This is a genomic window from Corynebacterium sp. HMSC074A01 (assembly GCF_001831515.1).
Lineage (GTDB): Bacteria > Actinomycetota > Actinomycetes > Mycobacteriales > Mycobacteriaceae > Corynebacterium.
Window position 1 is genome coordinate 49,329 of record NZ_KV825630.1, and the last position, 22,174, is coordinate 71,502.

Genomic DNA, 22,174 nt, shown 5'->3' on the forward strand with positions numbered 1-22,174 from the left:
CCCGACGATAAACCACGCTTACCTGCCGAAACAAGGGAATGTGAGAATACGCCCATTATTGGCCCGAAACGGAACCAACGACCCAAAACGAACGTCTAATCATGGTTGGGCTCCTATCGGTGAGACATTGGTCCAGCCTTCCGGTTAGGATGTCCGCATGCGTCAGACCACCCTTGCCGGCATCGTTGCCGCGACCCTTGTACTGTCCGTTGTCCCATCTGCGCCTTTTGCGGGTGCGGATGAGGGGGCGTCGGAAAGCGATGCCCTTGGGTCGCTGGATTACGACGCCGAGAACGACCCCATGCACCTCGATCCGGAGAAGAACCCGGTGAAAAAGGTGTCCAGCTCCGACATGTTCCTCGATTGGACCAAGGACATGGAGGAGGGCGACGGCAAGGAGTTCGTCCAGGCCTGGGCGAAGAACTCCTCCGTGCCGGACACCGCGAACCCGGTGGAGCTGTGGAAGCAGGAAGCACAGGGCTCCGCCATGATGTCTTCTGGTTTCTTCACCGGCGATTTCGCGCAGAGCTCCGCTGGCTCGAGCCAGGCGGCTTCCGCGCTGATCCCCACGCTGATCGGTATGCTCGTCATCGGCCAGACCATTGAGTTGATTATGCGCGGCATCCGGATGGCGCAGCAGTAAAACCGCCGGTGTGTGGCGACTTCCCACCAGGCGGGAAAACGATTAATATACAGTGGTTAGTATATTTCAACGTTTTGGAAGTCCCATGCACGCTACATCTCCTACGCGCAGCGCAGGCGTGTTCGCCACCTGCCTCGCCGCAGCGACTCTGCTCAGCGGCTGCGTGACCAACACCGAAGGCGGCAACCCCGACGGCTGGGAACCGATCGTCCCCGACGCGGTGCCGGAAATCGCGGCGCTCGTCCCGGAGGACGTCGCCGCCGACGGCAAGCTCTCCATCGGCGCGAACCCGCCCTTCGCCCCCTTCGAGTTCAAAGACTCCACCGGCGCGCTGATCGGCCTGGAAATGGACCTCGGCCGCGCCGTCGCTGGCGTGATGGGCCTCGAGTACGACCCGCAGGACATGGACTTCGCCATGATCCTGCCCGCGGTACAGGCAGGCAGCCTGGATGCCGGCATGTCCGGGTTTACCGACAACCCGGAACGCCGCGAGTCCTTCGATTTCGTCAACTTCCTCTACGCCGGTATCCAGTGGGCGCAACAGCCCGGAGCTGGCGTGGATCCATCGAACCCCTGCGGGCTGACCGTCTCCGTGCAGCGCACCACGGTCTCCGAGACCGATGACGTGCGCCCCAAGGCGCAGGCCTGTGAAGAGGCGGGCGAAGAGCCGATTACGATCTTGTCCTTCGACACCGCTGACAACGCCGCCCTCGCCGCGCTTGTCGGCCGGGCAGATGCGTACAGCGCCGACTCACCGGTGACCGCGTGGGCGGTGGAGCGCTCCGACGGCGAGCTCGAGCTCGTCGGCGACATGTTCGACGCCGCGCCCTACGGCTTCGCCGTACCGAAGGACTCGCCGCTCGGGCCCGCCATGGCGCAGGCCATGCAGCACTTGATTGACACGGGCGACTACGAGCGCATCCTCGCGCAGTGGAACGTCGATACGGGGCTTTTAGACGAAGCGCTGCTCAACGAACAACCAATTGAAAAGCTGGGGTAGAGACACAATGAGTAACAAGGTAGACAACCGGCGCACCCAGCCGGAACGCATCGAGGCGAAGCCGCTGCGCCACCCGGGCCGCTGGGTCCTCGCCGTGATCCTGCTGCTGCTCGTCGCGTGGTTCATCATCGGCGCGGCACGCAACGAGGCTTACGGGTGGGACACCTACTTCCAGTACCTCTTCGATACTCGCATCGCGGTGGCGGCCCTGCATACGCTGGCGATTACGTTGTTGGGCATGCTCATCGGCGTGGTCGGCGGCGTGCTGCTCGCGGTGATGCGCATGAGCCCGAACCCTGTGTTCAACGCGGTGTCGTGGGTGTTTTTGTGGATCTTCCGTGGCACCCCGATCTACGTGCAGCTCATGTTCTGGGGCCTGATCGGCGCGATCTACGACTCGATTAACCTCGGGTTCGCGCAGATCTCACTGGAGCCCTTTACCTCCTCGGCGTTCGCACTCGCGGTCGTTGGCCTGGGCCTGAACGAGGCGGCATACATGGCCGAGATCGTCCGCTCGGGCGTGTCCTCGGTGCCGGAGGGCCAGGTCGAGGCGTCGAAGGCGCTCGGCATGAGCTGGCGCCAAACCATGTCGCGCACGGTGCTGCCGCAGGCGATGCGCATCATCATTCCGCCGACGGGCAACGAGTTCATCTCGCTGCTGAAGACCTCCTCGCTCGTGGTCGCGGTCCCCTACTCGCTCGAGCTCTACGGCCGCTCGATGGATATCGCGGCGGCGCTGTTCGAGCCGGTGCCGATGCTGCTGGTCGCGGCGACCTGGTACCTGGTCATCACTTCCCTGCTCATGGTGGGCCAGCACTACCTGGAGAGCCACTTCGAGCGCGGCGCGACACGTCAGCTCACGGCTCGTCAGCTAGCAAGCCTCGCGGACGCGGAAGGCACGATCCCGTCGAATGTGGAAGTCATCAACGCTCCTGAGAAGAAAGGTCGCTAAGCCATGACGGTACAAACTACGCCGATGATTCAAGCGGTGGATGTGTGGAAGTCTTTCGGGCAGCTCGATGTGCTCAAGGGTATTAACCTCGAGGTCATGCCGGGTAACGTGACCTGCCTGATCGGGCCCTCTGGGTCCGGCAAGTCCACGTTTTTGCGCTGCGTGAACCACCTGGAGAAGGTCAACGCGGGCCGCCTCTACGTCGACGGGGACCTGATCGGGTACCGCGAGCGCGGCGGCGTGCTCTACGAGATGAGCGAGAAGGACGCCGCGAAGCAGCGCCGCGACATCGGCATGGTCTTCCAGAACTTCAACCTCTTCGGCCACCGCACGGTGCTGGAGAACATCATCGAGGCACCGATCCACGTCAAGGGCGAGAACCCCACGAAGGCGAAGGCCCGCGCGATGGAACTGCTCGAGATGGTCGGCCTGGCTTCGAAAGCGGAGGCCTTCCCGATCCAGCTCTCGGGTGGCCAGCAGCAGCGCGTCGCCATCGCGCGCGCGGTGGCGATGGACCCGAAGCTCATGCTTTTCGACGAGCCCACCTCCGCCCTCGACCCCGAACTCGTCGGCGAGGTGCTACGCGTGATGAAGGACCTGGCGGCCGGCGGCATGACCATGATGGTGGTCACCCACGAGATGGCATTTGCCCACGAGGTGGCCGATCACGTGGCGTTTATGGCCAACGGGCAGATCGTCGAGTACGGCACCCCCGCCGAGGTGCTGGACAACCCCAAGGAGGAGCGCACGAAGGCGTTCCTGTCTACCCTCTTCTAAGCGACAAGCCCGCGCACCAGCGCGGTAAATCCGCCGAAGAAAGCGAGCCCGAGGGCGACCTTGTGCGCCTTCGCCGCGGGGACGTGCGGGGCGAGCTTCGTGCCCACGACCTGGCCGACGGCCAGCCCGATGGCTGCCGCCACCCAGAACGCGAGCGGGATCGAGGCGAGGTTCGCCGCACCGGTGACCTCCTTGATCAGAAAGGAGATCGCCCCGGAACAGAGGAAGATCGGCTGCAGGGTCGCGGCGTAGGTGTGCTGCGGCCAGCGCGCGGCCTGCGAGTAGACGGTGATGGCGGGCCCTGCCACCCCGGCGAGCGTGTTCATGAACCCGCCGACGGCTCCGGAGAGTGCCGCGGGAAGAACGCCCTCGACCTGGGGCACGTAGCGCTTGCCCAGGGTAACGACGCTGAGCGCCAGGATGAGCATCACGCCCACCACGACCAGCAGCACCGAGGGCGAGACCGCGCGGATGACGAAGGCCCCCGGCACCGCCCCGAAGGCAAGGCCGCCGGCGATCGGGGCCCACTTCTTCCAGTCGATGTCGGCGCGCATCGACCACGTGTTGACCACCGCGTTAAAGGTGGCCAACACGTTGATCAGAATGATGCCCACGACGGGCCCGAGCATGATCGAAAGCGCGGGCGCAGAGATCAGGCCGAGCCCCATGCCGGAGACGCGCTGCGAGATAGCGCCGGCGGCAACAACGACGGCAACGCCGATCGCGAGCCAGATCAACGAAACTTCTCCTCCATCGCCGCGCGCACGGCAGGCGGCACCAGCCCGGTGACGTCGCCGCCGTACTTCGCCACCTCCTTGCACAGCGAGGATGAGACGTAGCCGTACTTCTCGTCGGTCATGAGGAAGTAGGTGTCAATGCCGGACAGGCGCCGGTTCATCTGCGCCATCGGCAGCTCGTAGTCGTAGTCCAGGGAGGAGCGCAGGCCCTTGACCAGGGCCGTGACGTGGTGCTCGTTGGTGTAGTCCACCAGAAGGCCCGCCCAAGAATCGACGCGCACGCCGGGGATGTCCGCGGTGACCTCGCGGATAAGCGCCATGCGCTCGTCGATGCTAAACAGCCCCGAGGTCTTCGCCGGGTTTCCGGTAACCAGCACGACGACCTCGTCGAAGCTGTGGGAGGCCCGGCGCACGATATCGAGGTGGCCGTTGGTGATCGGGTCGAAGGAGCCGGGGCAGACTGCGATCGTCATGCGTTTTCACTTTCTGTCGGAGCGGAATACACGGCCATGTCCATGCGCGCGATCCCGTAGGTGCGCTTCTTCAGCTTCTGGCCGGTTGGGGTAAAGGCGGCGGGCCAGGCGGTCTCGGGGCTTTCGCGGTGGCGCTCGACGACGACTACGGCGCCGTCGATAAGCAATGGCTCAAGCGCGGCCACCATCTCGGCAACGGCCTCATCCGCGAGCTCGTAGGGCGGGTCGGCGAGCACCATGTGGAAGTGGTTCCGGGGCGCGCGGGCGACATAGGTGGAGGCTTTCACCGGCTCGATGTGCACGTCCGGGTGGCCGACGACCTTCGCGTTGTCCTCGATGACGGCGACCGCGCGCGGGTCGTTCTCCACGAGCACCACCTGCTGCGCGCCGCGCGAGGCCGCCTCCAACCCGAGCGCGCCGGAGCCGGCGAAGAGGTCGAGTACGTTCGCCCCCGCAAAGCCGAAGCGGACCTGGAGGGAGGAGAACAGCCCCTCGCGGGCGCGGTCGGAGGTCGGGCGGGTGCCCTCGGGCGGGACCTTGATTTTTCGGCCGCGGGCTTCGCCGGAAATGATGCGGTTCATGCCACACACTCTAACGTGCGCGGCCAGGCTAGCTCTTATCCAGGTACTCGAAGTCCTCGGCGACGAAATTGGCGGTGGCGTGGCGGGCGAACTCGATGTTGTCGGCGACGATGCTGCCGGCGTCGCGGTAGGCGCGCTCGACGAGCTCGAGATCGTCAATCAGGTTGATCAGGCGCAGGGTGCGGTGCAGGCCGGACTGGTCGGTGCCGAGCACGTCGCCCTCGCGGCGGTTGAGCAGGTCGAGCTCGGCGAGCGCAAAGCCGTCCGTGGTCGCAGCGACCTGCTGCACGCGCGTAAACGACGGCGAGCCCTGCTCGGCAAGGGTGTGGAAGAGGCACCAGGATTCATACCCGCCGCGGCCGATGCGCCCGCGTAACTGGTGCAGCTGGGAGATGCCAAAGTGTTCTGCTTCGCGGACCATCATCACGGTGGCGTTCGGCACGTCGACGCCGACCTCGATGACCGTGGTGGAGACCAGCACGTCGATCGCGCCCGCGGCGAAGTCGGCCATCACCGCGTCTTTTTCCTCGCCCTTCATGCGGCCGTGGAGGATGGCGACTTCGCTGTCCGGGAATTCCTCGGCAGCCAAATGGGCGGCGATCTCGTCCACGCCGCCCTCGCCCTCGATGCGCGGGCACACCACGTAGGCCTGACGGCCCTGGGCGATCTCCTCGCGCATCTTCTCCCAGGCGCGCGCCACCCACGCGGGTTTGAACTGCGGCACCACCGATGAGCGGATCGGTTTGCGCCCGCCCGGCAGCTCCTTGAGCGTGGACACGCTCAAATCGCCGAAGACGGTGATTGCGATGGTGCGCGGGATCGGAGTCGCCGTCATGACCAACAGGTGCGGGGTGGTCTCCCCCGCTTTCGCGCGCAGCTGGTCGCGCTGCTCCACCCCGAAGCGATGCTGCTCATCGACGACCACCGCACCCAGCCGGAAGAACTCCACCGAATCCTGGATCAGCGCGTGGGTGCCCACCACGATGTCGGCCTCGCCCGAGACAATGTGTAGGAGCGTCTCCTGCTTTTGGGCAGCCGGCATCGATCCGGTCAGCGCCACAACGCGCGTGGGCAGGCCGGCACGCATCATCAGCTCGGTCAACGAGCGGGCGTGCTGGAGCGCGAGTACCTCTGTGGGGGCCAGGAGCGCGGCCTGTGCCCCGTTGTCCACGGCTTGCAGCATTGCAAGGGCCGCGATGACGGTTTTGCCGGAGCCGACTTCGCCCTGGAGCAGGCGGCTCATGGGCTTGACCGCGGACATGTCGGCAGAGATCTCGTTGAACACCTGTGATTGGCCAGCGGTCAAGTCGAAAGGCAAACGTTCCAGCAGCGTTTCCTGGTCGCGTCCCGGCACTCGCGGCAGCGCGTGTGCGCGCCGGTGAGCGACGTCCGCGCGCCGCACCCCCATCGCGAGCGCGACGGAGAGCGCCTCGTCGTACTTCAAGCGGTGCAGGGCGCGCGCGGGACCGTCCGGCCCGGGCTCGTGGATCTGGCGCACCGCGGAGTTCAGCGGCAGCATGCCGATGGGGGTAAAGCCGAGCGGCTCCTCGATTGGCGGCAACTCGCGCAGCACCTTGTGGACCGCGCCCATGATCGTCCAGGTGCTCACGCCCTTCTTCGCGGGATAGAGCGGGAGCCATTCGCGCCCGGCGAGGATCTCCTCGAGCTCGCCGAAGTGCATGAGTTGCTTCAGGGAGCCAGTGGCTTGGGTGGGGCCGTCGAGAAACACGAAGTCCGGGTGCTGCAACTGCGGGGAGTTGCGGTAAAAACTGAGCTTGCCGTTGAGCATCACGCGGCGGCCGGGTTTGAGCACGCGCTGTGCGTACGTGGAACCGAAGAAGGTGGCGGCGACGCGCTGGTAGCCGTCGTCGACCTCGATGCGGTAGATCGGACGGCGCGGGTTCTTTGTATTTGAAATGTGGGTGGCGCTTTCCACCCAGCCGATGATGGTGGCGGTGGTGCCCTCCTCCATCTGGCGCAAATCGGTGCCCTTGCCGTACTGGAGGTAGCGGCGCGGGTAGTGCTGGAGCAGCTGGCCGCAGGTCTCGATGTCGAGGTGCTTGGACAGCGCACGCGCCTGTTTGAGCGGAATGACCAGGTTGAGCGGGCGCGTATCTTCAAACCCAAGCATGGCCGCTACTCTACCCCGATCTCCGCGACCGCACCGAGGCCATCGGCCGGGTAGACCACCACTTCCACGCCGAGTTTCTCCTCCAGGCGGTCGAGCGTCGTCGGGTCGACGGCGAGCGGGTCGTAGAGCACAGTGACTTGCTCGCCGCCGTGCTCGAGTAGCCGCGTGCACGCCCCGGTCAGCGCCTCGGCGGCGGTGTCGGCAATCAGCACGGTCTCGCCGTGCGCGCTCACAATGATGTCTCCCTTGCCTACGGCCCCGCCCTGGATTAGCCCGGCCTTCTCCGCGTGGTGCGCCACGGCGGTGCGCATCTCTCCTGCGGCTTCCGACATGGTGAACGCGGCCGTGGCCAGCGGCTGCGCCGCGTCGTGGACGGTCAGCGCCGCGATGCCGGAGACTAAGCGCACCGTCGGCAGCAGGGTGATGGACTGCTCGAAGGCGCGCGCCGCCTTCTCCACGGCGACCAGGTTGCGACTGTCCAGCAGCCCGTTGGGCAGCAGGATGATCTCTTGTGCGCCGGAGCGACGCACCGCGGCGAGTACCTCGGCAACCACGTCCTCGCCGGGTTCGACGGTGATCGCGCCCGCCTGCGTGTACAGCTCGGTCAGCGAGCCGGGCGGGGTCACGGCGATGATCGTGCGCCCGGGCGCGTGCGTCACCGGCTCGGCGGGCAGCACCTCCAGGCGCAGGTCGCTGACCTGGCCCGCGGCGTAGGCGGCTTCGATCACGGCACCAGCGCGGGTGGAGTGGATGTGCACGGTGCCCTCGGTCTCGTTCGCGCGCGCGGTGACCAGGCTGTCGCCGAGTTCGCCCAGCGTGGCCTCGAGCGCACCCAGGTCGCCGCGGAAGTAGAACATGACCTCCAAGTTCCCCGGCTCGCCGTGCTGGGTGTGCGCAGGTTCTGCCTCGGTGCCCGGGGGAACCGGGGTTGGGGTGTGGGTGTGCGCGGTTTCGTCGACAAGCGCCTCGAGCAAAATAACCAACCCGGTGCCACCGGCATCGACGACCCCGGCCTCGCGCAGCACCTCCAGCTGGGAGGGGGTGTTCGCGAGCGCGGTGCGCGCGGCCTCGGTGGCCACATGCGCCACCGCGTTTATCGACGGCGCGCCACCTGGCTCATCGGCCACCGCCTCAGCGGCGGCAACAGCGGCAGCGCGCAGCACCGTAATCACGGTGCCCTCCACCGGCTCCGCGATAGCGCGGTCGGCGAAGCGCACCGCGGCGGCCAGCGCGTCGGCGACGACTACCCCGCCCGCGGTCTCCTCCGCCATCGACTGCGCAATCCCGCGGATGACCTGGGAGAGCACCACACCGGAATTGCCGCGCGCCCCGCGCACCGCGCCCTGGGCGAGCGCTTCAGCGACCTGCGAAGCGCTCGCATGCGAGTCCAGCGCCTCGGTGGCGGCAACGGCAGCGGCCATGGTGTGCGCCATGTTCGAGCCGGTGTCCGCGTCGGGGACGGGGAACACATTAAGCTCGTTGATCTCCACTCGGCGACGATCAAGTTCGGTTGCTGCGCGCTGCGCCCAGGAGCGCAGGCGGGCACCGTCGAAGCCGGGAGGAGTCACCATGAGCGGATATCTTACAGGTCCCAGTCCACCGGCTGCCCACCTTGGTCAACCAAGGCCTGGTTCGCGCGGGAAAACGGGCGCGAACCGAAGAATCCGCGGCTGGCGGACAGCGGCGAGGGGTGCGGCGATTCGATTCGCGGCGTGTCGCCGAGGAAGCGTGCGGCGCTCTGGGCGTCGCGGCCCCACAGGATCGCGACGAGCGGTGTGCCGCGCTGGGCAAGCGCGGTGATCGCGGCCTCGGTGACCTGCTCCCAGCCCTTGCCGCGGTGCGAGGCGGGTTTGCCCGGCCGCACGGTCAGTACGCGGTTGAGCAACAAAATGCCCTGGCGCGACCAGGAGGACAGATCGCCATCTGCGCGCGGGGGAATGCCGAGGTCGTCGTTGAGCTCCTTATAAATGTTGACCAAACTGCGCGGCGGTTTCACCCCGGGCTGGGTGGAAAACGCCAGTCCCATGGGGTGGCCAGGCGTGGGGTACGGGTCCTGGCCGAGGATGAGGACGCGGACCTCGTCGAATGGGTCCGCGAAAGCGCGCAGGATGTCGTTGCCGCGCGGCAAGTAAGCCTGCTCTGCGCGCAGGAAGTCGCCCATGGCGTGGATCTGCTCCTCCACGCCGCGCAAAGGCTCGCGCCAGGTTTCGTGTACCGGCAGATTCATCCGAAACTCTCCCATCCGTAGGTGTAAGTTGGTGCCTCCCCATCGATGCGCACGCCCGGGGTGCGGGTCACGGTGCCGATGGAGCGGAAGCCCACCGGGGCCGAGCCGTCGCAGGTGCCCAGCAGCGTGTGGTCCTCTCCCCCGGCGAGCACCCACTGCCACGGGTCCACCCCGAGCAGTTTACCGGCCTGCTTAAGCAGATGGTCGGGCGCGATAGCGAGCTTGGCCAGGTCGATGCCCACCCCTGAGCGCTTCGCCAGCCGGGTTAAATCGTGGATGAGTCCGTCGGAGTTGTCCGTCATCGCGGTCGCGCCGGCCGCGCGCGCGACCACGCCGCGGCCCGGGGTCAGCTGCGGTACTTGGTGGGCGTGGGCGAGGGGTTCGAGGGCTTCGGGGATGTCCACGCCGGCGTCGAGAAGCGCGAAGCCCGCGGCGGAATACCCGATGTTGCCGTGGGCGATCACGCGCTGGCCGGGGCGGGCCGCAGCCATGGTCAGCGGCTCCCGGTTCCCGCCGAGCGAGCCGATGGCTGCCACGGAGATGACCAGCTGCTGCGACTGCGTGACGTCCCCGCCGACGAGCTCGGTGGAGTACGCCGCGGTCGCTGCGCCCACTCCGCGCGCGAGTCCCTCGACAACGGAAAGCGGGGTGGTCGGCGGCGCGGCGATGCCCAGTAGCGCGGCAATCGGGCGGGCGCCCATGGCTTCGATGTCGGCGAAATTCTGGATCACGGCCTTGCGGCCGACGCTTTCCGGCGTGGTCACGTCTGCGCGGAAGTGGCGGCCCTCGACGAGCATGTCGGTGGCGGCGACCACGCGCGAGTTCGGGGTCGAGGGGGTGAGTACCGCGGCGTCATCGCCGTTGATGGGCGAGGGCGAGGCGGCGACGATGGCGTCGATGACGGCCTGCTCGCCGACGTCGGCAAGCGAGGGCCCGACGGTGGGAAACCCGGTAGTGATCACGAGGGGCACGCACCTTTCGATAGACTGTGACGCCATGACTGATTCCGCGGCGAACGACTCACAGATTAACCGAAGCATTGTGTTGCTCAGCCTTGGGCTCGCGCTGGTGTTCGTCGTGGCGGTGCTTGGCGGCGCGCGCTACTTCGTCACGAAGGCGGCGCAGCAGCCGGTGGCGATGTCGGAGCTCGACTCGCCTGCCGCGGATTCGCCCGAGTGCGCCGCGCTTGTCGACGCCCTGCCGGAAAAACTCGGCGGCCACCGCCGCGCCGAACTCGCCGAACCCGCGCCCGAGGGCGCGGCGGCCTGGCAGTCCTCTTCCACCGAGCGCATCACGCTGCGCTGCGGGGTCCACATGCCGGCGCAGTACACCGCGTACTCGGAGCCGCTGGTCTTCGACGCGGCGGGGGCGCGCTGGCTGCGCGTCGACGATGCGACTCCGGGCTCGACCCTGTCCACATGGTTCAGCGTCGACCGCTCCCCGGTCGTTGCCGTCACCGCCGACGATGCGGCCCTGGGCCGGGCCGACACTCCCCTCGAAGGCCTGGATGTCTCCATGCTGTCGGCCGACGAGCAGCCTCCGGCGCCCACGCCGCTGTCGCAGCTCAAGCCCGCCGCAGGCGACGCGGAGGCCTGCGCCGCGCTTGTCGACGCCGCGCCGGAGGAAATCGCCGAAGGCTACCGCCGCGTGCAACCGGAGGGCGAGGATAGTCTCGCCTGGATCGCCGAGGGCAAGGAGCCGGTCGTGGTGCGCTGCGGGGTGGCTGAGCCGGAGAACTACGCTGCCGGCGCGCAGCTGTCTCAGGTCAACGACATCCCCTGGTTCGAGGACACCACGCTTGCCAACGGCACGACCTCCTCGACCTGGTACGCGCTCGGGCGCGTGACTGACGTGGCCGCTTCCCTGCCGCAGTCCGAGGGCAACGAGGCCGTGACCAACCTGTCCACGCTGATCGCGGAGACGCTGCCGGAGCGCTAGGCGCGCTCGAGTGCGGTGGTGACGAGCAGGTCGAGCATCGCCGGGTAGTCAAGCCCACTGGCTTGCCACACCTGCGGGTACATGGAGATCGGGGTGAACCCGGGCATCGTGTTGATCTCGTTGAGTACCGGGCCTTCTGTGGTGACGAAGAAGTCGATGCGCGCCAGCGACTTGCAGTTCAGCGCCTTGAAGCACCGCAGCGCGAGCTCCTTGAGCTGCGCGATCACCGCGTCCTCGTAGGGCGCGGGGATCGTCGCGGTCACCCCGTCTTCTAAGTACTTGGTCTCGAACCCGTAGAAGCCCTCGGCGGAATCCTCGGTGCCGTTGAGGCGGGCGGGCACGCTCGCCTCGATCCGGCCGTCTGGGTGCTCGATCACGCCGACCTCGACCTCGTCGCCAACCAGCTCGGACTCTACGAGCACCTTCGCGTCCGACTCGAAGGCCAGCGCGAGCGCGGAATCGAGTGCTTCCCAGCTCTCCACCTTGGAGACACCGATCGAGGAGCCACCCGATGCGGGCTTCACGAACACGGGCAGCCCGAGCTGATCCCGCTGCGCTTCATCCAACGACTCTCCCCTGCCCAGGACCGCCTCGCCCGCAACCGCGACGCCAGCGGCACGCACCAGCGTCTTGGTGTACTCCTTATCCATCCCGCAGGCCGAGGCCAACACGCCCGGGCCCACGTACGGCAGCCCGGCCATCTCAAGCAGGCCCTGGATGGTGCCATCCTCGCCGAACTTGCCGTGCAGGACGGGGAAGACGACGTCGACAGTGGCGCGGACCTCGCCCGTCGCGACGTCGGTAAACTGCCCGCGCCGATCCGGGTTCAGCGACAGCGCCACCTCGCGCTCGCCTGCCACCTCCGGCAGGGTCGCGCCCGCCACGGGGTCGCGGCTACCTTCGACCCAGGCCCCGTCGCGCGTGATGCCAACCGGGTAGATCTCGTAGCGCTCGGGCGCAAGGTGCGCCATGACCGCGCCGGCCGAGATGCAGGAAATCGAGTGCTCGGTGGACTGCCCACCGTAAATAACGGCTATACGAATCACATGACGAGACTACACCAGGGGCCTACTCGGACTTCTTGCTCCGCCCCATCAGCGCCGCAATCGTCTCCGGCACCTTCACACCCTGGTGGCACACCGCATATACAGCCTGGGTCAGCGGCATGTCGACGCCGCGCTCCTGCGCGAGCTGGAAAATGCTTCTCGACGACACCACGCCCTCCGCAACCTGCCCCTTCGTCGCAGCCTTTGCCTCCTCGATCGTCGCGCCCTGGCCCAGCGCGGAGCCGAAGGTCCGGTTACGCGACAGCGGCGAGGAACAGGTGGCCACCAGGTCCCCCAGCCCGGCGAGCCCGGAGAAGGTGCGCGCATCGGCGCCCAGCTCGGTGCCCAGACGGGTGATCTCCGCGAGCCCGCGCGTGATCAGCGAGGCCAGCGTGTTCTCCCCCAGCCCTTGCCCGGAGGCCATGCCGCAGGCGAGCGCGATAACGTTCTTGGTTGCACCGCCGATCTCGCAGCCGATAACGTCCTCATTGGTGTAGGGGCGCAGGTAGTTCGTCGCGCAGGCGGCCTGCACGAGCTTCGCACGGTTGAGATCACTGCACGCGATCACGGTGGCGGCGGGCTGCTCGAGCGCGACCTCCTTGGCCAGGTTCGGGCCCGACAGCACGGCGATGCGGTCCTCCTCGGCCCCGGTCACCTCGGCGATGATTTGCGTCATACGCAGGTGGGTATCGGTCTCAATGCCCTTGGAGATGGACAACAGCGTGGAGTCAGTGCGCAGGTGAGGTGCCCACTTGGTGAGGTTCTCACGCATCGTCTGGCTCGGCACGGCGAACACCACGATGTCGGCGTCGAGTGCCTCCGTGGCGTCAGAGGTGGGCCGCACTGCCTTCGGCAGCGTAATGCCGGGCAGGTAGTCGGGGTTCTCCCGCGTCTCGGCGATCATGCGCGCGAGTTCCGGGCGGCGCGCCCACAGGTCGACGGCGTTGCCGGCGTCGGCAAAGACCTTCGCAAGCGTGGTTCCCCAAGAGCCCGCGCCGAGTACTGCCACATTGACCATCGGTGTGCATGCCTTCCTGATCCGTTTGCCTCCGAACGTTGTTTCAACCTATCACCCGCGGGCCCGTTTCACCGTCCCGACTCCGTCGCTTCGCGCGCAAACCGCCCGTGTCGGGACAATCAACACCGCGCGGGGGCGTGCCGCGCGTGGCGCAGCCCGGCAAGGTAAGCAAAGATAGCGGGTATGGCTGAGAAGAAATCGTTGAAGGGGAAACTGCACGAGCAGCACAAGGACATCGCCGGGGAGATGTTCTTGACGGGCCGTCACCAGGAGATACCGAAGCGCCCGCAGGACGAGTTCACGCGCACCACACTTGCCGCCGGCGCGGTGCTGTGGCGCGGTGACCGAAACGACGCCTCCTCGATCGAGGTGGCCTGCATCCACCGCCCGCACTACGACGACTGGTCGCTGGCCAAGGGCAAGCTAGACCCGGGCGAATCGCTGATCGCCACCGCGGTACGCGAGATCCGCGAGGAGACCGGCTACCACATCCGCCTGGGCAAGCTTTTAGGCAAGACGGTCTACCCGGTGAAGAACACCACCAAGGTGGTCTACTACTGGACCGGCGAGGTGACCGGCGGCGAGTTCACCCCGAACGATGAGGTCGACGAGATCCGCTGGCTGCCGATCCCGGAAGCGAAGGAGCTGATGAGCTACGCGCTCGACCGCGAGGTACTGGAGAAAGCGGAGAAGCGCTTCTCACGGCCTGCCGACGCCCGCATCCTCCTCGTCCGCCACGCCCGCGCGCACGAGCGCCAGAAGTGGTCGGGCGACGACAACCTGCGCCCACTGGACAAGAAGGGCCGCCGACAGGCGGAGATGCTCGTGCCGCTGCTCGCACCCTTCGCGCCGCAGCGGATCTTCTCCGCGCGCCCGGACCGCTGCCACTCCACGGTCGAGCCGCTCGCGGACGAGCTGGGCTTGGAGATTACCGTCGAGCCCCGCTTCGGCGATAAGGCGTGGCTGGAGGACATGGTGGGTGCAAAGCGCGCTTTCCAGGAGGTGATCGACGCCGGCGGCACCAGCGTGATTTGCAGCCAGGGCGAGGCCATCCCAGGGCTGATAGCGTGGTTGGCGGCGAGCGGTACGCTGCCGATCGATACGGAGATCAAGTCGAAGAAGGGCTCCGTGTGGTCGCTGACCTTCCAGGAAGGCCAGCTCACGGGCGCGGACTACCTGCCCTCGCCGCTGCCCGTGCAATAGGCCGCGCAAAAAGAAAGGAAACGAGACGTTTATGGCTTTGGCTCCCGTGACACAGGAGCGCGTTGAGGCGACGCTGAATGCGATGGGCCTCAAGCACTACCGCAGCGAAACCGACGGGTTGACGGTGACCGCGTTCCCCAGCGCTGTCTGCTTCTTCCGCCTGGAAGGCGACATGTTCAATATCGTGTCGCGCTGGCTGGGCAAGGCGCACAGCGACGAGGACAAGGAGGCGCTGCGCCGGGCAGTCAACCACCTCAACCGTTCGCTGCCGCGCCTGCGCGCGCACCGGGTGGACTGGGAGGACGGTGCCATGCTCGCGTTTATCGACGCCCCGTTTTTCCCAGTCGGCGGCGTCGACGACGACCAGCTGCACAAGATCCTGGATTTTACGTTCGCCATGCTGCGCTACGCCACGGATTCGCTCAACGAGCAGCTGCCGCAGCTGCGCGCCGCTGCTACAGACGGGGAGGCCTAAACCATGAAGCAGACCAATCTGGACCGCGTGCGCGACTACTTCAAGGCACAGGAGTGGACGTACACGGACGCAGAGGATCCTGACACGATCAAGACGGTCTTTGCCGGGATCGCGATGGATATCTCCTACAACTCGAACACCATCGTGCTGTTTACCACCATCGGCGTGGCCGAGGTCAAGGCCGAGCGCTTTGGGGACGTGCTCGAGTTTTGCGAGCAGTTCAATAACGCCCGCTCCTTCCCCACCGCGATCGCTATTGAGGAGCCGGAGCGCGACCTCGCCGCGCTCGGCATCTCCTATGCGCTGCCGTGCCAGTGGCAGCACACCGACGAGCAGTTCCGTGATTTCCTCGACCGCGGCATCCTCGGCGTGGTCAACACCGCGAAGGCGTTTCTCTCCGAGTTTGCACCCGAGGTGCTGCGCCAGCTCCCGGAGTAGCCAGCGCAGCACACGAGTGCGTTATCGCACCGCGGGCTTAAACGCGGGGCGGGTGGCCTCGAACTCGGCGATCGCGGCCTCGTCGCGAAGCGTGAGCCCGATGTCGTCGAGGCCCTCCATCAGGCGCCAGCGGGTGTAGTCGTCGATCTCGAAGGTGTAGGTGTTCTCACCGACAGTGACGGTGCGGTCCGCGAGCGAGACGGTCGCCTCGAGGCCGGGCTGCTGTTCCAGCTGCTTCCAGATCAGCTCGATGTCGGACTCGCTCATGATGCCCGCGAGCAGGCCGGCCTTGCCGGAGTTGCCGCGGAAGATGTCGGCGAAACGCGGGCTGAACACGGCCTTGAAGCCGTAGTCCATCAGCGCCCAGACGGCGTGCTCGCGGGAGGAGCCGGTGCCGAAGTCCGGCCCAGCGAAAAGCACGGAGCCGTCGGCGTAGTCCTCTTGGTTGAGCACAAAATCTGGCTGGTTTTCGCGCCAGTTGGAAAACAGGCCGTCTTCGAAGCCGGTGCGCGAGACGCGCTTGAGGTAGCGGGCCGGAATGATCTGGTCGGTGTCAACGTTCGAGCGGGTCAGCGGCACGCCGACGCCGGTGTGGGTGGTGAACTTTTCCATGGTGTGTTTCTCCTTTTACAGGTCGGCGGGGCTAGCGAGGTGGCCGGTGACCGCGGTAGCGGCGGCAACCAGTGGCGAGACGAGGTGGGTGCGCCCGCCCGGGCCCTGGCGGCCCTCGAAGTTGCGGTTGCTTGTCGACGCCGAACGCTCACCTGGCGCAAGCTGATCCGGATTCATGCCCAGGCACATGGAGCAGCCGGCGGTGCGCCACTCGGCACCAAACTCGGTGAAGATGCGGTCCAGGCCCTCTTCCTCCGCCTGCTGCTTGACCAGCGTGGAGGAAGGCACGACCAGCATGCGGGTGTTCTCGGCAATGCGGCGACCCTCCACGACCGAGGCGGCGGCACGCAGGTCCTCGATGCGCGCGTTGGTGCACGAGCCGAGGAAGACCGTGTCGATGGCGATGTCGCGCAGCGGCGTGCCCGGGGTCAGATCCATGTAGGCCAGCGCCTTCTCGGCGGCCTGCTTGGAGCTCTCGTCGGTGAAGTCCTCGGGGTCGGGCACGTTGCTCGACAGCGGCAGGCCCTGGCCGGGGTTGGTGCCCCAGGTGACGAACGGGGTGAGGCTGGAGCCGTCGATTTCCACGACGGTGTCAAAGGTTGCGCCCTCGTCGGTCGGCAGGGTCTTCCAGTACTCCACCGCCGCGTCCCAGTCGGCACCCTTCGGTGCGTACTCGCGGCCCTTGACGTACTCGAAGGTCTTCTCGTCCGGGGCGACCATCCCGGCGCGCGCGCCTGCCTCGATCGACATGTTGCAGATGGTCATGCGCGCTTCCATGGACAGCTTCTCGATGGCCTCGCCGCGGTACTCGATGATGTGGCCCTGCCCGCCGCCGGTGCCGATCTTGGCGATGATGGCGAGGATGAGGTCCTTTGCGCTCACGCCCTCAGCGAGCTCGCCGGTGACTTCTACCGCCATGGTTTTGAAGGGCTTGAGCGAGAGCGTCTGGGTTGCCATGACGTGCTCGACCTCGGAGGTGCCAATGCCCATGGCGATCGAGCCGAAGGCGCCGTGGGTGGAGGTGTGCGAGTCGCCGCAGACGATCGTCATGCCGGGCTGGGTGATGCCCAGCTGCGGGCCGACAGTGTGCACGATGCCCTGCTTGACGTCCCCCATCGGGTGGAGGGTTACTCCGAACTCCTCGCAGTTCTTGCGCAGGGTTTCGACCTGGGTGCGCGAGGTCGGCTCGGTAATCTCAAGGAGGTTGCCGCTGACAATGCCCTCGGTGGGCACGTTGTGGTCTTCGGTGGCCAGGTGCAGTTCCGGGTGGCGCATTGTGCGCCCGGCCATGCGCAGTCCGTCGAAAGCCTGCGGGGAGGTCACCTCGTGGAGGAGCTGGAAGTCGATGTAGATCAGGTCGGGTTCCCCGTTCTCACCGGCTTTGACGATATGGTCGTTCCAGACCTTTTCTGCCAGGGTTTGCGGCGTGCGTGCCATACTGTTCCTCCTTGGTGCTCGCGCCCGGGAAGCGTGAATTCTTCCCAGAATGCGAGATGGTATTATCCATTACGTGAGACAGTATAGCGAAGACTCCGGCATCAAAGTGCTTGACCGCTCGGTTGCGATCGTGCGCGCCGTCGCCCGCGGGGAAAAGCCACTCGCACAGCTCAGCGAGGAAACCGGCCTGCCGCGCGCAACCACCCATCGCATCGCCACAGCACTCGAGGTCCACCACATCCTCTCGCGCACCGAATCGGGCGCGTGGACGATCGGGCCCGCGCTCGCCAGCTTCACCTCGGGCACGTCCCCGCTGCTGCTCAGCGCCGCCTCTCCCATCATGCGCGACCTCGTCGCCACCACCGGCGAGGCCGTGCAGCTTTACGAGCTCACCGGCGAGACCCGCACGTGCATCGCCGCCGAAGAACCGGCCGCCGGGCTCACCTACACCGTGCCCGTGGGCTCGCAGCTCTCCCTCGCCGCGGGTTCCGCCGCCCGTGTGTACGCCGCCTTCTCGCTTATCGACGCCACGCCATTCCCCGCCTCCGAACTCCGCAAAGTCCGCGAAACCGGCCTGGCAGAATCGGTCGCCGAGCGCGAAATCGGGCTCGCCTCCGTCTCCACCGCGGTTCGCGACCGCGACGGCAGCGTCATCGCCGTGCTTTCCGTCTCCGGACCGGCAGAAAGGCTCTCCCCCAGCCCAGCTGGGAAATGGGGCGAGGCGCTGCTGGCTGCGCGGAGTCGTTTGGAGGCGGCGCTGTAGGCGTCGCTAAGCATCAACGAAGCCCTCGCCGATGCGCCACTGGCGCTGCTCGCCGAGGGCGACAGTGGCTTCCGGGTCCTCCACATCGGAGACGCGGTAGTAGCACATGTCCACAAAGTCGTGGTGGATGCTGGCGATGCCGTAGCCGTGCGCGTCGAAGTCGATGTGGTTAACCCACGGGTTGTTGTCGCGGATAACCTTCTCCACCAGCAGCGAGGTCGAGTTGTCCTCCTGGTGGTAGGTGCCAAAAGCGCTGGTGAGGATCTCATCCACGTTCGGCGCAGAGATCGAAGTGGTGACCATCTCACAACCGATCTCGCCGTAGGTTGCAGAAATTGAGTTGGCCCACTCGGAGTGGATGTCGCCGGTAAGGAAAAGCGCGTTGGAGTTCTGCTCGTCCAACATGGTGAGCAGGCGGTCGCGCTCGGCGGCGTAGCCGTCCCACTGATCAGAGTTCACCGCGATGCCGGTGGAGCGCTCCCGGATGTAGCCGATGGCCTCGTTCGCCTTATCGTTGCCGGCGATTGTGGCAAAGCGCATCGGGGAGATCATCACCGAGTTGCCCAGCACGTCCCACCGCGCCGTGGAGTTTTTCAGCTGCTCGGCCAGCCAGTTGAACTGCTCGGAGCCCAGCATGGTGCGATCCGGGTCATTGAATTGGGAGCCGGTCGTCTCAGCGTCGCGGTAGGTGCGCAGGTCCATCACCGTCAGCTGCGCGAGCGTACCGAAGTTGAAGCGGCGGTAGAGGCGGCGCTCTCCGGACAGCGACTCGGCGCGCACCGGTAGCCACTCAAAGTAGGCCTGCATCGCCGCTTCTCGACGCTGCGCCCACTCCCCCTCAACGCGACCATCCGTATGATTCTCCGCACCATCTCGCCAGTTATTGTTGGCAATCTCGTGGTCATCCCACACCACAATCCATGGGCACGCGCCATGGGCGGCCTGCAGGTGCAGATCCGTACGGTAGCGCCCGTAGCGCTGGCGGTAGTCCTCGAGCGTGGTGATCTCCCACTCCGGGTGGTGCATGCGCGCCACGCCGCTCTTACCCGCGTACTCGCCAGTCGGGTACTCGTAGATGTAATCGCCCAGGAACACCACGTGGTCGATCTCGCGGTTGCGCGCCCGCTGCGCCATATCCCCGTAGGCGCAGAAGAACCCGGACTCCCAGTTCGCGCACGAGGCGATCGCGAGGTTGAGCTGGTCAATCTCGGCGTCCTCCGCAGGCGCGGTCAGCGTGCGCCCCACCGGAGATGTCGCACCCGCGTGCGGGCCGTTTTTCACGATGAAGCGGTAGAAGTACTCCGTGTCCGGCGAAAGCCCAGTCGGATCCACGTGCACGGTGTGGTCCGCCGACGCGATGGCCACAACCGCGCCGGTCTGCGGGTTTGTAAAGTCCTCCGAGGTATCGAGCTGCCACTCAAGCTCGACGTCCTCACCCAGACCCGAGCCGGGCAGCGCGTCACGCGAGGGTGTCACTCGCGTCCAGAGGATCACGCGGTCCGGCAGCGGATCGCCGGAGGCAACGCCGTGGAGGAACGGCAGGTCCCACTGTTCGGCTTGCGTAGGGGTTTCCGGGGTGGTCACGGTGGAAGTACGGGCAGCGTAGGCGCCCCCGGCACCCACCGCGACGGCAGCCGCGGAGGCGGCGGCAGCTTGCAGGACGACACGACGATTCACACGGATTTCTGAGCTCATGTCGTTTACTTTCAAACAACGCACGGACACCTGCAAGGCGAACAGCCCGATGTTGGCAAAAGTTCACCTTGTATTCAGCTTTCGGGCACTTTGCCTGTAACCGGCTGTTAAAAACGTTCAGGTTAGGTAGCAAACCATGACCCTTATGCGTACTTCCCGCCGTCCGAATCGCGTCCTCCGCCCTGCTGTCGCCGTCATGCTGACCGCAGCTTTGTCCGCTTCCACGGTTGCGGTCCCTACCGCGCAGGCCGCCACCAACAAGATCGACCGCCTGACTTTCGGCATTGGTGCCGACGAAACGCAGGCGAACATCGCCTGGCAGACCTCCCGCACAGGTGCCCAGTACCTCGAGTACTGGAAGACCTCTTCGCCCGACGACAAGCAGCGGGTGGAGTCCGAGCGCGGCCCGCACGAGGCGCTGATGACTGGCCTTGAGCCGGGCACCGAGTACGCCTACCGCGTGGGCAGCGACCGCGCCGGCTGGACCGACGAGTACACCTTCACCACCGATTCTGGCGACGACACCTGGAACTTCCTCGCCTTCGCCGATGCACAGATCGGCGTTGACGCCAAGGTGAAAGAGCAGGCCTCTGCTTGGGATAAAGCCGTAAACACCGCGACTTCCGAACACCCGGATGCCTCCTTCATCATGCACCTGGGCGACCAGATTGAGGGCTGGGGTTCTGCCACCGCACAGACCAAGGCGTTTACCGCTCCGGAGCCCCTGCGCAGCTACCGCCTCGGCGTCCTGCGCGGCAACCACGAGACCTACACCGTCAAGCGCCACTTCAACGACGCGTTCTACCTGCCCAACGAGGAGAACGACTCGGGCAACTACTTCTTTAACTACAACAACGTGCTCTTCATCGGCCTGGACAGCAACGCCTCCAAGTCCGATGAGATCGCGCAGCACGCCGAGTTCGTCCAAAACGTCATCGACGAGCACGGTGCCGAGGCGGATTGGGTCATCGTCGGCTTCCACCACGCGCCGTTCTCGCAAGGCACCCACTACACCGACGACGACGTGGTGCGCCTGCGCGAAGAGCTCACCCCGAAGCTTTCCGAAGCCGGCGTGGACCTGGTCCTAAGCGGCCACGACCACATCTACACCCGCACCCACCTCATGGAGGGAGCCGAGCCTGTCATTCCCGAGGGTGCCGCGAAGTCCGGCGACGTGCTGATCCCGGACGAGAACCAGGTCCTCTACGTCACCTCCACCACCGCCACCGGCGGCAAGTACTACGACTTCCAGGACAAGGACGGCAACCCCCACCCGCGCATTCGCGAGGAGTACGCAGCCGACCTTGCGCACGACTCCACTGCCCGCTGGCGTCAGGACTACAACCCGGACTACACCAGCGTCGAGGTCAGCCCCGAGGCACTGAAGCTGACCACCTACAACATCAACACTCCGTACGTGGTGGACCAGGTCACGCTGCAGAAGAAGGACGCAGAAGTACCGGAGGAGGAGGCACCGACCACGACACCGAAGGAAACGCCGACTGCAACTACTTCTACGGAGCCCACCTCTGCACAGCCCACGGAGACCACGGAGCCTTCGGAGCCGGGCACCGCAACCGTGACGACCACCGCGACTGCAACCGAGACCGCAAAGTCGGAGCCCGAGGTCGTCACCACCACGGTGTCTTCTGAGAAGACCGTCACCTCCACAGTCTCCACGGTAGAGAACACTGTGGTGACATCGACGTCCACGCAGACCTCCCCGACTACGAAGGAGGTCGAGGTGACAAAGACCGTGCCCACCACGGTGGAGAAGACCCTGACGAACACCTCAACGGTCGAGGTACCCACCACCATCACCAAGACCACGGAGAAGCTGACCACGAAGACGCAGGAACCGTCCGTCGATACCAAGCAGGCTGGCAGCAGCACCGCAGGCATCATCTTCACGGTCCTGGGTGTGCTCGCAGCACTGCTCGCCGTGATCGCGGGCGCGCTGACCTACCTGCACCCGCAGCTGGTGCAGCAGATCCGCGACTACTTCAACATCTAGCCAAGCCCCCGGCC

General features: G+C 66.2%; 22 protein-coding genes. 10 read left to right on the top strand and 12 right to left on the bottom strand.

Annotated features, from left to right (window positions below; genetic code table 11):
* The first annotated feature begins 157 nt into the window (after positions 1-157).
* The 4 genes from HMPREF2550_RS09930 to HMPREF2550_RS09945 all read left to right on the top strand — a co-directional run bounded on the left by HMPREF2550_RS09930 (position 158) and on the right by HMPREF2550_RS09945 (position 3,372).
* Positions 158-643, top strand: coding sequence for a hypothetical protein (locus tag HMPREF2550_RS09930; RefSeq protein WP_070790901.1), 486 nt, complete (start codon positions 158-160; stop codon positions 641-643).
* Between the two features lie 85 nt (positions 644-728).
* Positions 729-1,643 carry an ABC transporter substrate-binding protein gene (locus HMPREF2550_RS09935; protein ID WP_070790902.1) on the top strand — a complete coding sequence of 305 codons (915 nt, stop codon included), beginning with the start codon at positions 729-731 and terminating at the stop codon, positions 1,641-1,643.
* A 7-nt stretch (positions 1,644-1,650) separates the two neighbouring features.
* A complete protein-coding gene (locus HMPREF2550_RS09940) occupies positions 1,651-2,595 on the top strand; it encodes an amino acid ABC transporter permease (RefSeq protein WP_070790903.1) in 945 nt (314 codons plus the stop codon).
* Between the two features lie 3 nt (positions 2,596-2,598).
* A complete protein-coding gene (locus HMPREF2550_RS09945; RefSeq protein WP_070790904.1) occupies positions 2,599-3,372 on the top strand; it encodes an amino acid ABC transporter ATP-binding protein in 774 nt (257 codons plus the stop codon).
* Here the strand turns inward: HMPREF2550_RS09945 and HMPREF2550_RS09950 are convergent.
* The 7 genes from HMPREF2550_RS09950 to HMPREF2550_RS09980 are packed head-to-tail and all read right to left on the bottom strand — an operon-like array spanning position 3,369 to position 10,483.
* Complete coding sequence (locus HMPREF2550_RS09950) at positions 3,369-4,109, bottom strand: TSUP family transporter (RefSeq protein WP_371441181.1); 741 nt, start codon at positions 4,107-4,109, stop codon at positions 3,369-3,371. The two genes, HMPREF2550_RS09945 and HMPREF2550_RS09950, sit on opposite strands and share 4 nt — an antisense overlap.
* Positions 4,106-4,582, bottom strand: coding sequence for a pantetheine-phosphate adenylyltransferase (gene coaD / locus HMPREF2550_RS09955; RefSeq protein ID WP_070790905.1), 477 nt, complete (start codon positions 4,580-4,582; stop codon positions 4,106-4,108). Before coaD ends, HMPREF2550_RS09950 begins: the two co-directional genes overlap by 4 nt.
* The gene (rsmD, locus tag HMPREF2550_RS09960) at positions 4,579-5,163 is read right to left on the bottom strand and encodes a 16S rRNA (guanine(966)-N(2))-methyltransferase RsmD (protein WP_070762614.1); all 585 of its coding nucleotides are present in this window, start codon (positions 5,161-5,163) and stop codon (positions 4,579-4,581) included. The genes coaD and rsmD overlap by 4 nt, the downstream gene beginning before the upstream one ends.
* A gap of 28 nt (positions 5,164-5,191) precedes the next feature.
* Entirely contained in the window at positions 5,192-7,294 is a 2,103-nt protein-coding gene (locus HMPREF2550_RS09965) for an ATP-dependent DNA helicase RecG (protein ID WP_070790906.1), read from the bottom strand.
* A 5-nt stretch (positions 7,295-7,299) separates the two neighbouring features.
* Positions 7,300-8,865, bottom strand: coding sequence for a DAK2 domain-containing protein (locus HMPREF2550_RS09970; protein ID WP_070790907.1), 1,566 nt, complete (start codon positions 8,863-8,865; stop codon positions 7,300-7,302).
* 11 nt (positions 8,866-8,876) lie between these two features.
* Complete coding sequence (locus tag HMPREF2550_RS09975) at positions 8,877-9,521, bottom strand: uracil-DNA glycosylase (protein ID WP_070790908.1); 645 nt, start codon at positions 9,519-9,521, stop codon at positions 8,877-8,879.
* Positions 9,518-10,483, bottom strand: coding sequence for a thiamine-phosphate kinase (locus HMPREF2550_RS09980; protein WP_070790909.1), 966 nt, complete (start codon positions 10,481-10,483; stop codon positions 9,518-9,520). Before HMPREF2550_RS09980 ends, HMPREF2550_RS09975 begins: the two co-directional genes overlap by 4 nt.
* 34 nt (positions 10,484-10,517) lie before the next feature.
* Between HMPREF2550_RS09980 and HMPREF2550_RS09985 the strand changes: the two genes are divergently transcribed.
* The gene (locus HMPREF2550_RS09985) at positions 10,518-11,459 is read left to right on the top strand and encodes a DUF3515 domain-containing protein (RefSeq protein ID WP_070790910.1); all 942 of its coding nucleotides are present in this window, start codon (positions 10,518-10,520) and stop codon (positions 11,457-11,459) included.
* On the opposite strand, the gene HMPREF2550_RS09990 is transcribed toward HMPREF2550_RS09985, so the two are convergent.
* Positions 11,456-12,505: a D-alanine--D-alanine ligase family protein gene (locus HMPREF2550_RS09990; RefSeq protein ID WP_070762619.1), complete on the bottom strand. Its 1,050-nt coding sequence runs from the start codon at positions 12,503-12,505 to the stop codon at positions 11,456-11,458. The two genes, HMPREF2550_RS09985 and HMPREF2550_RS09990, sit on opposite strands and share 4 nt — an antisense overlap.
* Before the next feature lie 22 nt (positions 12,506-12,527).
* Complete coding sequence (locus HMPREF2550_RS09995; protein ID WP_070790911.1) at positions 12,528-13,523, bottom strand: NAD(P)H-dependent glycerol-3-phosphate dehydrogenase; 996 nt, start codon at positions 13,521-13,523, stop codon at positions 12,528-12,530.
* A 183-nt stretch (positions 13,524-13,706) separates the two neighbouring features.
* Here HMPREF2550_RS09995 and HMPREF2550_RS10000 point away from each other — a divergent pair, with 183 nt between their 5' ends.
* The 3 genes from HMPREF2550_RS10000 to HMPREF2550_RS10010 are packed head-to-tail and all read left to right on the top strand — an operon-like array spanning position 13,707 to position 15,639.
* Positions 13,707-14,726, top strand: a complete 1,020-nt coding sequence (locus HMPREF2550_RS10000) for an NUDIX hydrolase (protein ID WP_070762621.1) — start codon at positions 13,707-13,709, stop codon at positions 14,724-14,726.
* A gap of 31 nt (positions 14,727-14,757) precedes the next feature.
* Positions 14,758-15,201: a YbjN domain-containing protein gene (locus HMPREF2550_RS10005; RefSeq protein WP_070762622.1), complete on the top strand. Its 444-nt coding sequence runs from the start codon at positions 14,758-14,760 to the stop codon at positions 15,199-15,201.
* Between the two features lie 3 nt (positions 15,202-15,204).
* Positions 15,205-15,639 carry a YbjN domain-containing protein gene (locus HMPREF2550_RS10010; RefSeq protein ID WP_070762623.1) on the top strand — a complete coding sequence of 145 codons (435 nt, stop codon included), beginning with the start codon at positions 15,205-15,207 and terminating at the stop codon, positions 15,637-15,639.
* Positions 15,640-15,660: 21 nt separating this feature from the next.
* Here the strand turns inward: HMPREF2550_RS10010 and leuD are convergent, their stop codons facing one another.
* Both leuD and leuC read right to left on the bottom strand, forming a co-directional pair.
* On the bottom strand, positions 15,661-16,251 hold the full coding sequence (gene leuD, locus HMPREF2550_RS10015; protein WP_070762624.1) for a 3-isopropylmalate dehydratase small subunit: 591 nt from the start codon (positions 16,249-16,251) through the stop codon (positions 15,661-15,663).
* A 15-nt stretch (positions 16,252-16,266) separates the two neighbouring features.
* Entirely contained in the window at positions 16,267-17,688 is a 1,422-nt protein-coding gene (leuC, locus tag HMPREF2550_RS10020; protein ID WP_070790913.1) for a 3-isopropylmalate dehydratase large subunit, read from the bottom strand.
* A 49-nt stretch (positions 17,689-17,737) separates the two neighbouring features.
* On the opposite strand from leuC, the gene HMPREF2550_RS10025 reads away from it, so the two are divergent.
* Positions 17,738-18,451, top strand: a complete 714-nt coding sequence (locus tag HMPREF2550_RS10025; protein WP_070790914.1) for an IclR family transcriptional regulator — start codon at positions 17,738-17,740, stop codon at positions 18,449-18,451.
* 6 nt (positions 18,452-18,457) lie between these two features.
* Here the strand turns inward: HMPREF2550_RS10025 and HMPREF2550_RS10030 are convergent, their stop codons facing one another.
* On the bottom strand, positions 18,458-20,146 hold the full coding sequence (locus HMPREF2550_RS10030; protein ID WP_070790915.1) for an alkaline phosphatase D family protein: 1,689 nt from the start codon (positions 20,144-20,146) through the stop codon (positions 18,458-18,460).
* 145 nt (positions 20,147-20,291) lie between these two features.
* Between HMPREF2550_RS10030 and HMPREF2550_RS10035 the strand changes: the two genes are divergently transcribed.
* Positions 20,292-22,160: a purple acid phosphatase family protein gene (locus HMPREF2550_RS10035; protein ID WP_168167710.1), complete on the top strand. Its 1,869-nt coding sequence runs from the start codon at positions 20,292-20,294 to the stop codon at positions 22,158-22,160.
* Positions 22,161-22,174 lie beyond the last annotated feature (14 nt).

Bases quoted from the DNA above. Each gene is read 5' to 3' on its own strand.
- HMPREF2550_RS09935 (WP_070790902.1), top strand. From the start codon at position 729: ATGCACGCTACATCTCCTACGCGCAGCGCAGGCGTGTTCGCCACCTGC.
- HMPREF2550_RS10025 (WP_070790914.1), top strand. From the start codon at position 17,738: ATGCGAGATGGTATTATCCATTACGTGAGACAGTATAGCGAAGACTCC.
- HMPREF2550_RS10030 (WP_070790915.1), bottom strand. From the start codon at position 20,146: ATGAGCTCAGAAATCCGTGTGAATCGTCGTGTCGTCCTGCAAGCTGCC.
- HMPREF2550_RS09940 (WP_070790903.1), top strand. From the start codon at position 1,651: ATGAGTAACAAGGTAGACAACCGGCGCACCCAGCCGGAACGCATCGAG.
- rsmD (WP_070762614.1), bottom strand. From the start codon at position 5,163: ATGAACCGCATCATTTCCGGCGAAGCCCGCGGCCGAAAAATCAAGGTC.
- HMPREF2550_RS10035 (WP_168167710.1), top strand. From the start codon at position 20,292: ATGCGTACTTCCCGCCGTCCGAATCGCGTCCTCCGCCCTGCTGTCGCC.
- HMPREF2550_RS09995 (WP_070790911.1), bottom strand. From the start codon at position 13,523: ATGGTCAATGTGGCAGTACTCGGCGCGGGCTCTTGGGGAACCACGCTT.
- HMPREF2550_RS10000 (WP_070762621.1), top strand. From the start codon at position 13,707: ATGGCTGAGAAGAAATCGTTGAAGGGGAAACTGCACGAGCAGCACAAG.
- leuC (WP_070790913.1), bottom strand. From the start codon at position 17,688: ATGGCACGCACGCCGCAAACCCTGGCAGAAAAGGTCTGGAACGACCAT.
- HMPREF2550_RS10005 (WP_070762622.1), top strand. From the start codon at position 14,758: ATGGCTTTGGCTCCCGTGACACAGGAGCGCGTTGAGGCGACGCTGAAT.
- HMPREF2550_RS09975 (WP_070790908.1), bottom strand. From the start codon at position 9,521: ATGAATCTGCCGGTACACGAAACCTGGCGCGAGCCTTTGCGCGGCGTG.
- HMPREF2550_RS09945 (WP_070790904.1), top strand. From the start codon at position 2,599: ATGACGGTACAAACTACGCCGATGATTCAAGCGGTGGATGTGTGGAAG.
- HMPREF2550_RS10010 (WP_070762623.1), top strand. From the start codon at position 15,205: ATGAAGCAGACCAATCTGGACCGCGTGCGCGACTACTTCAAGGCACAG.
- HMPREF2550_RS09930 (WP_070790901.1), top strand. From the start codon at position 158: ATGCGTCAGACCACCCTTGCCGGCATCGTTGCCGCGACCCTTGTACTG.
- HMPREF2550_RS09985 (WP_070790910.1), top strand. From the start codon at position 10,518: ATGACTGATTCCGCGGCGAACGACTCACAGATTAACCGAAGCATTGTG.
- coaD (WP_070790905.1), bottom strand. From the start codon at position 4,582: ATGACGATCGCAGTCTGCCCCGGCTCCTTCGACCCGATCACCAACGGC.
- leuD (WP_070762624.1), bottom strand. From the start codon at position 16,251: ATGGAAAAGTTCACCACCCACACCGGCGTCGGCGTGCCGCTGACCCGC.
- HMPREF2550_RS09965 (WP_070790906.1), bottom strand. From the start codon at position 7,294: ATGCTTGGGTTTGAAGATACGCGCCCGCTCAACCTGGTCATTCCGCTC.
- HMPREF2550_RS09970 (WP_070790907.1), bottom strand. From the start codon at position 8,865: ATGGTGACTCCTCCCGGCTTCGACGGTGCCCGCCTGCGCTCCTGGGCG.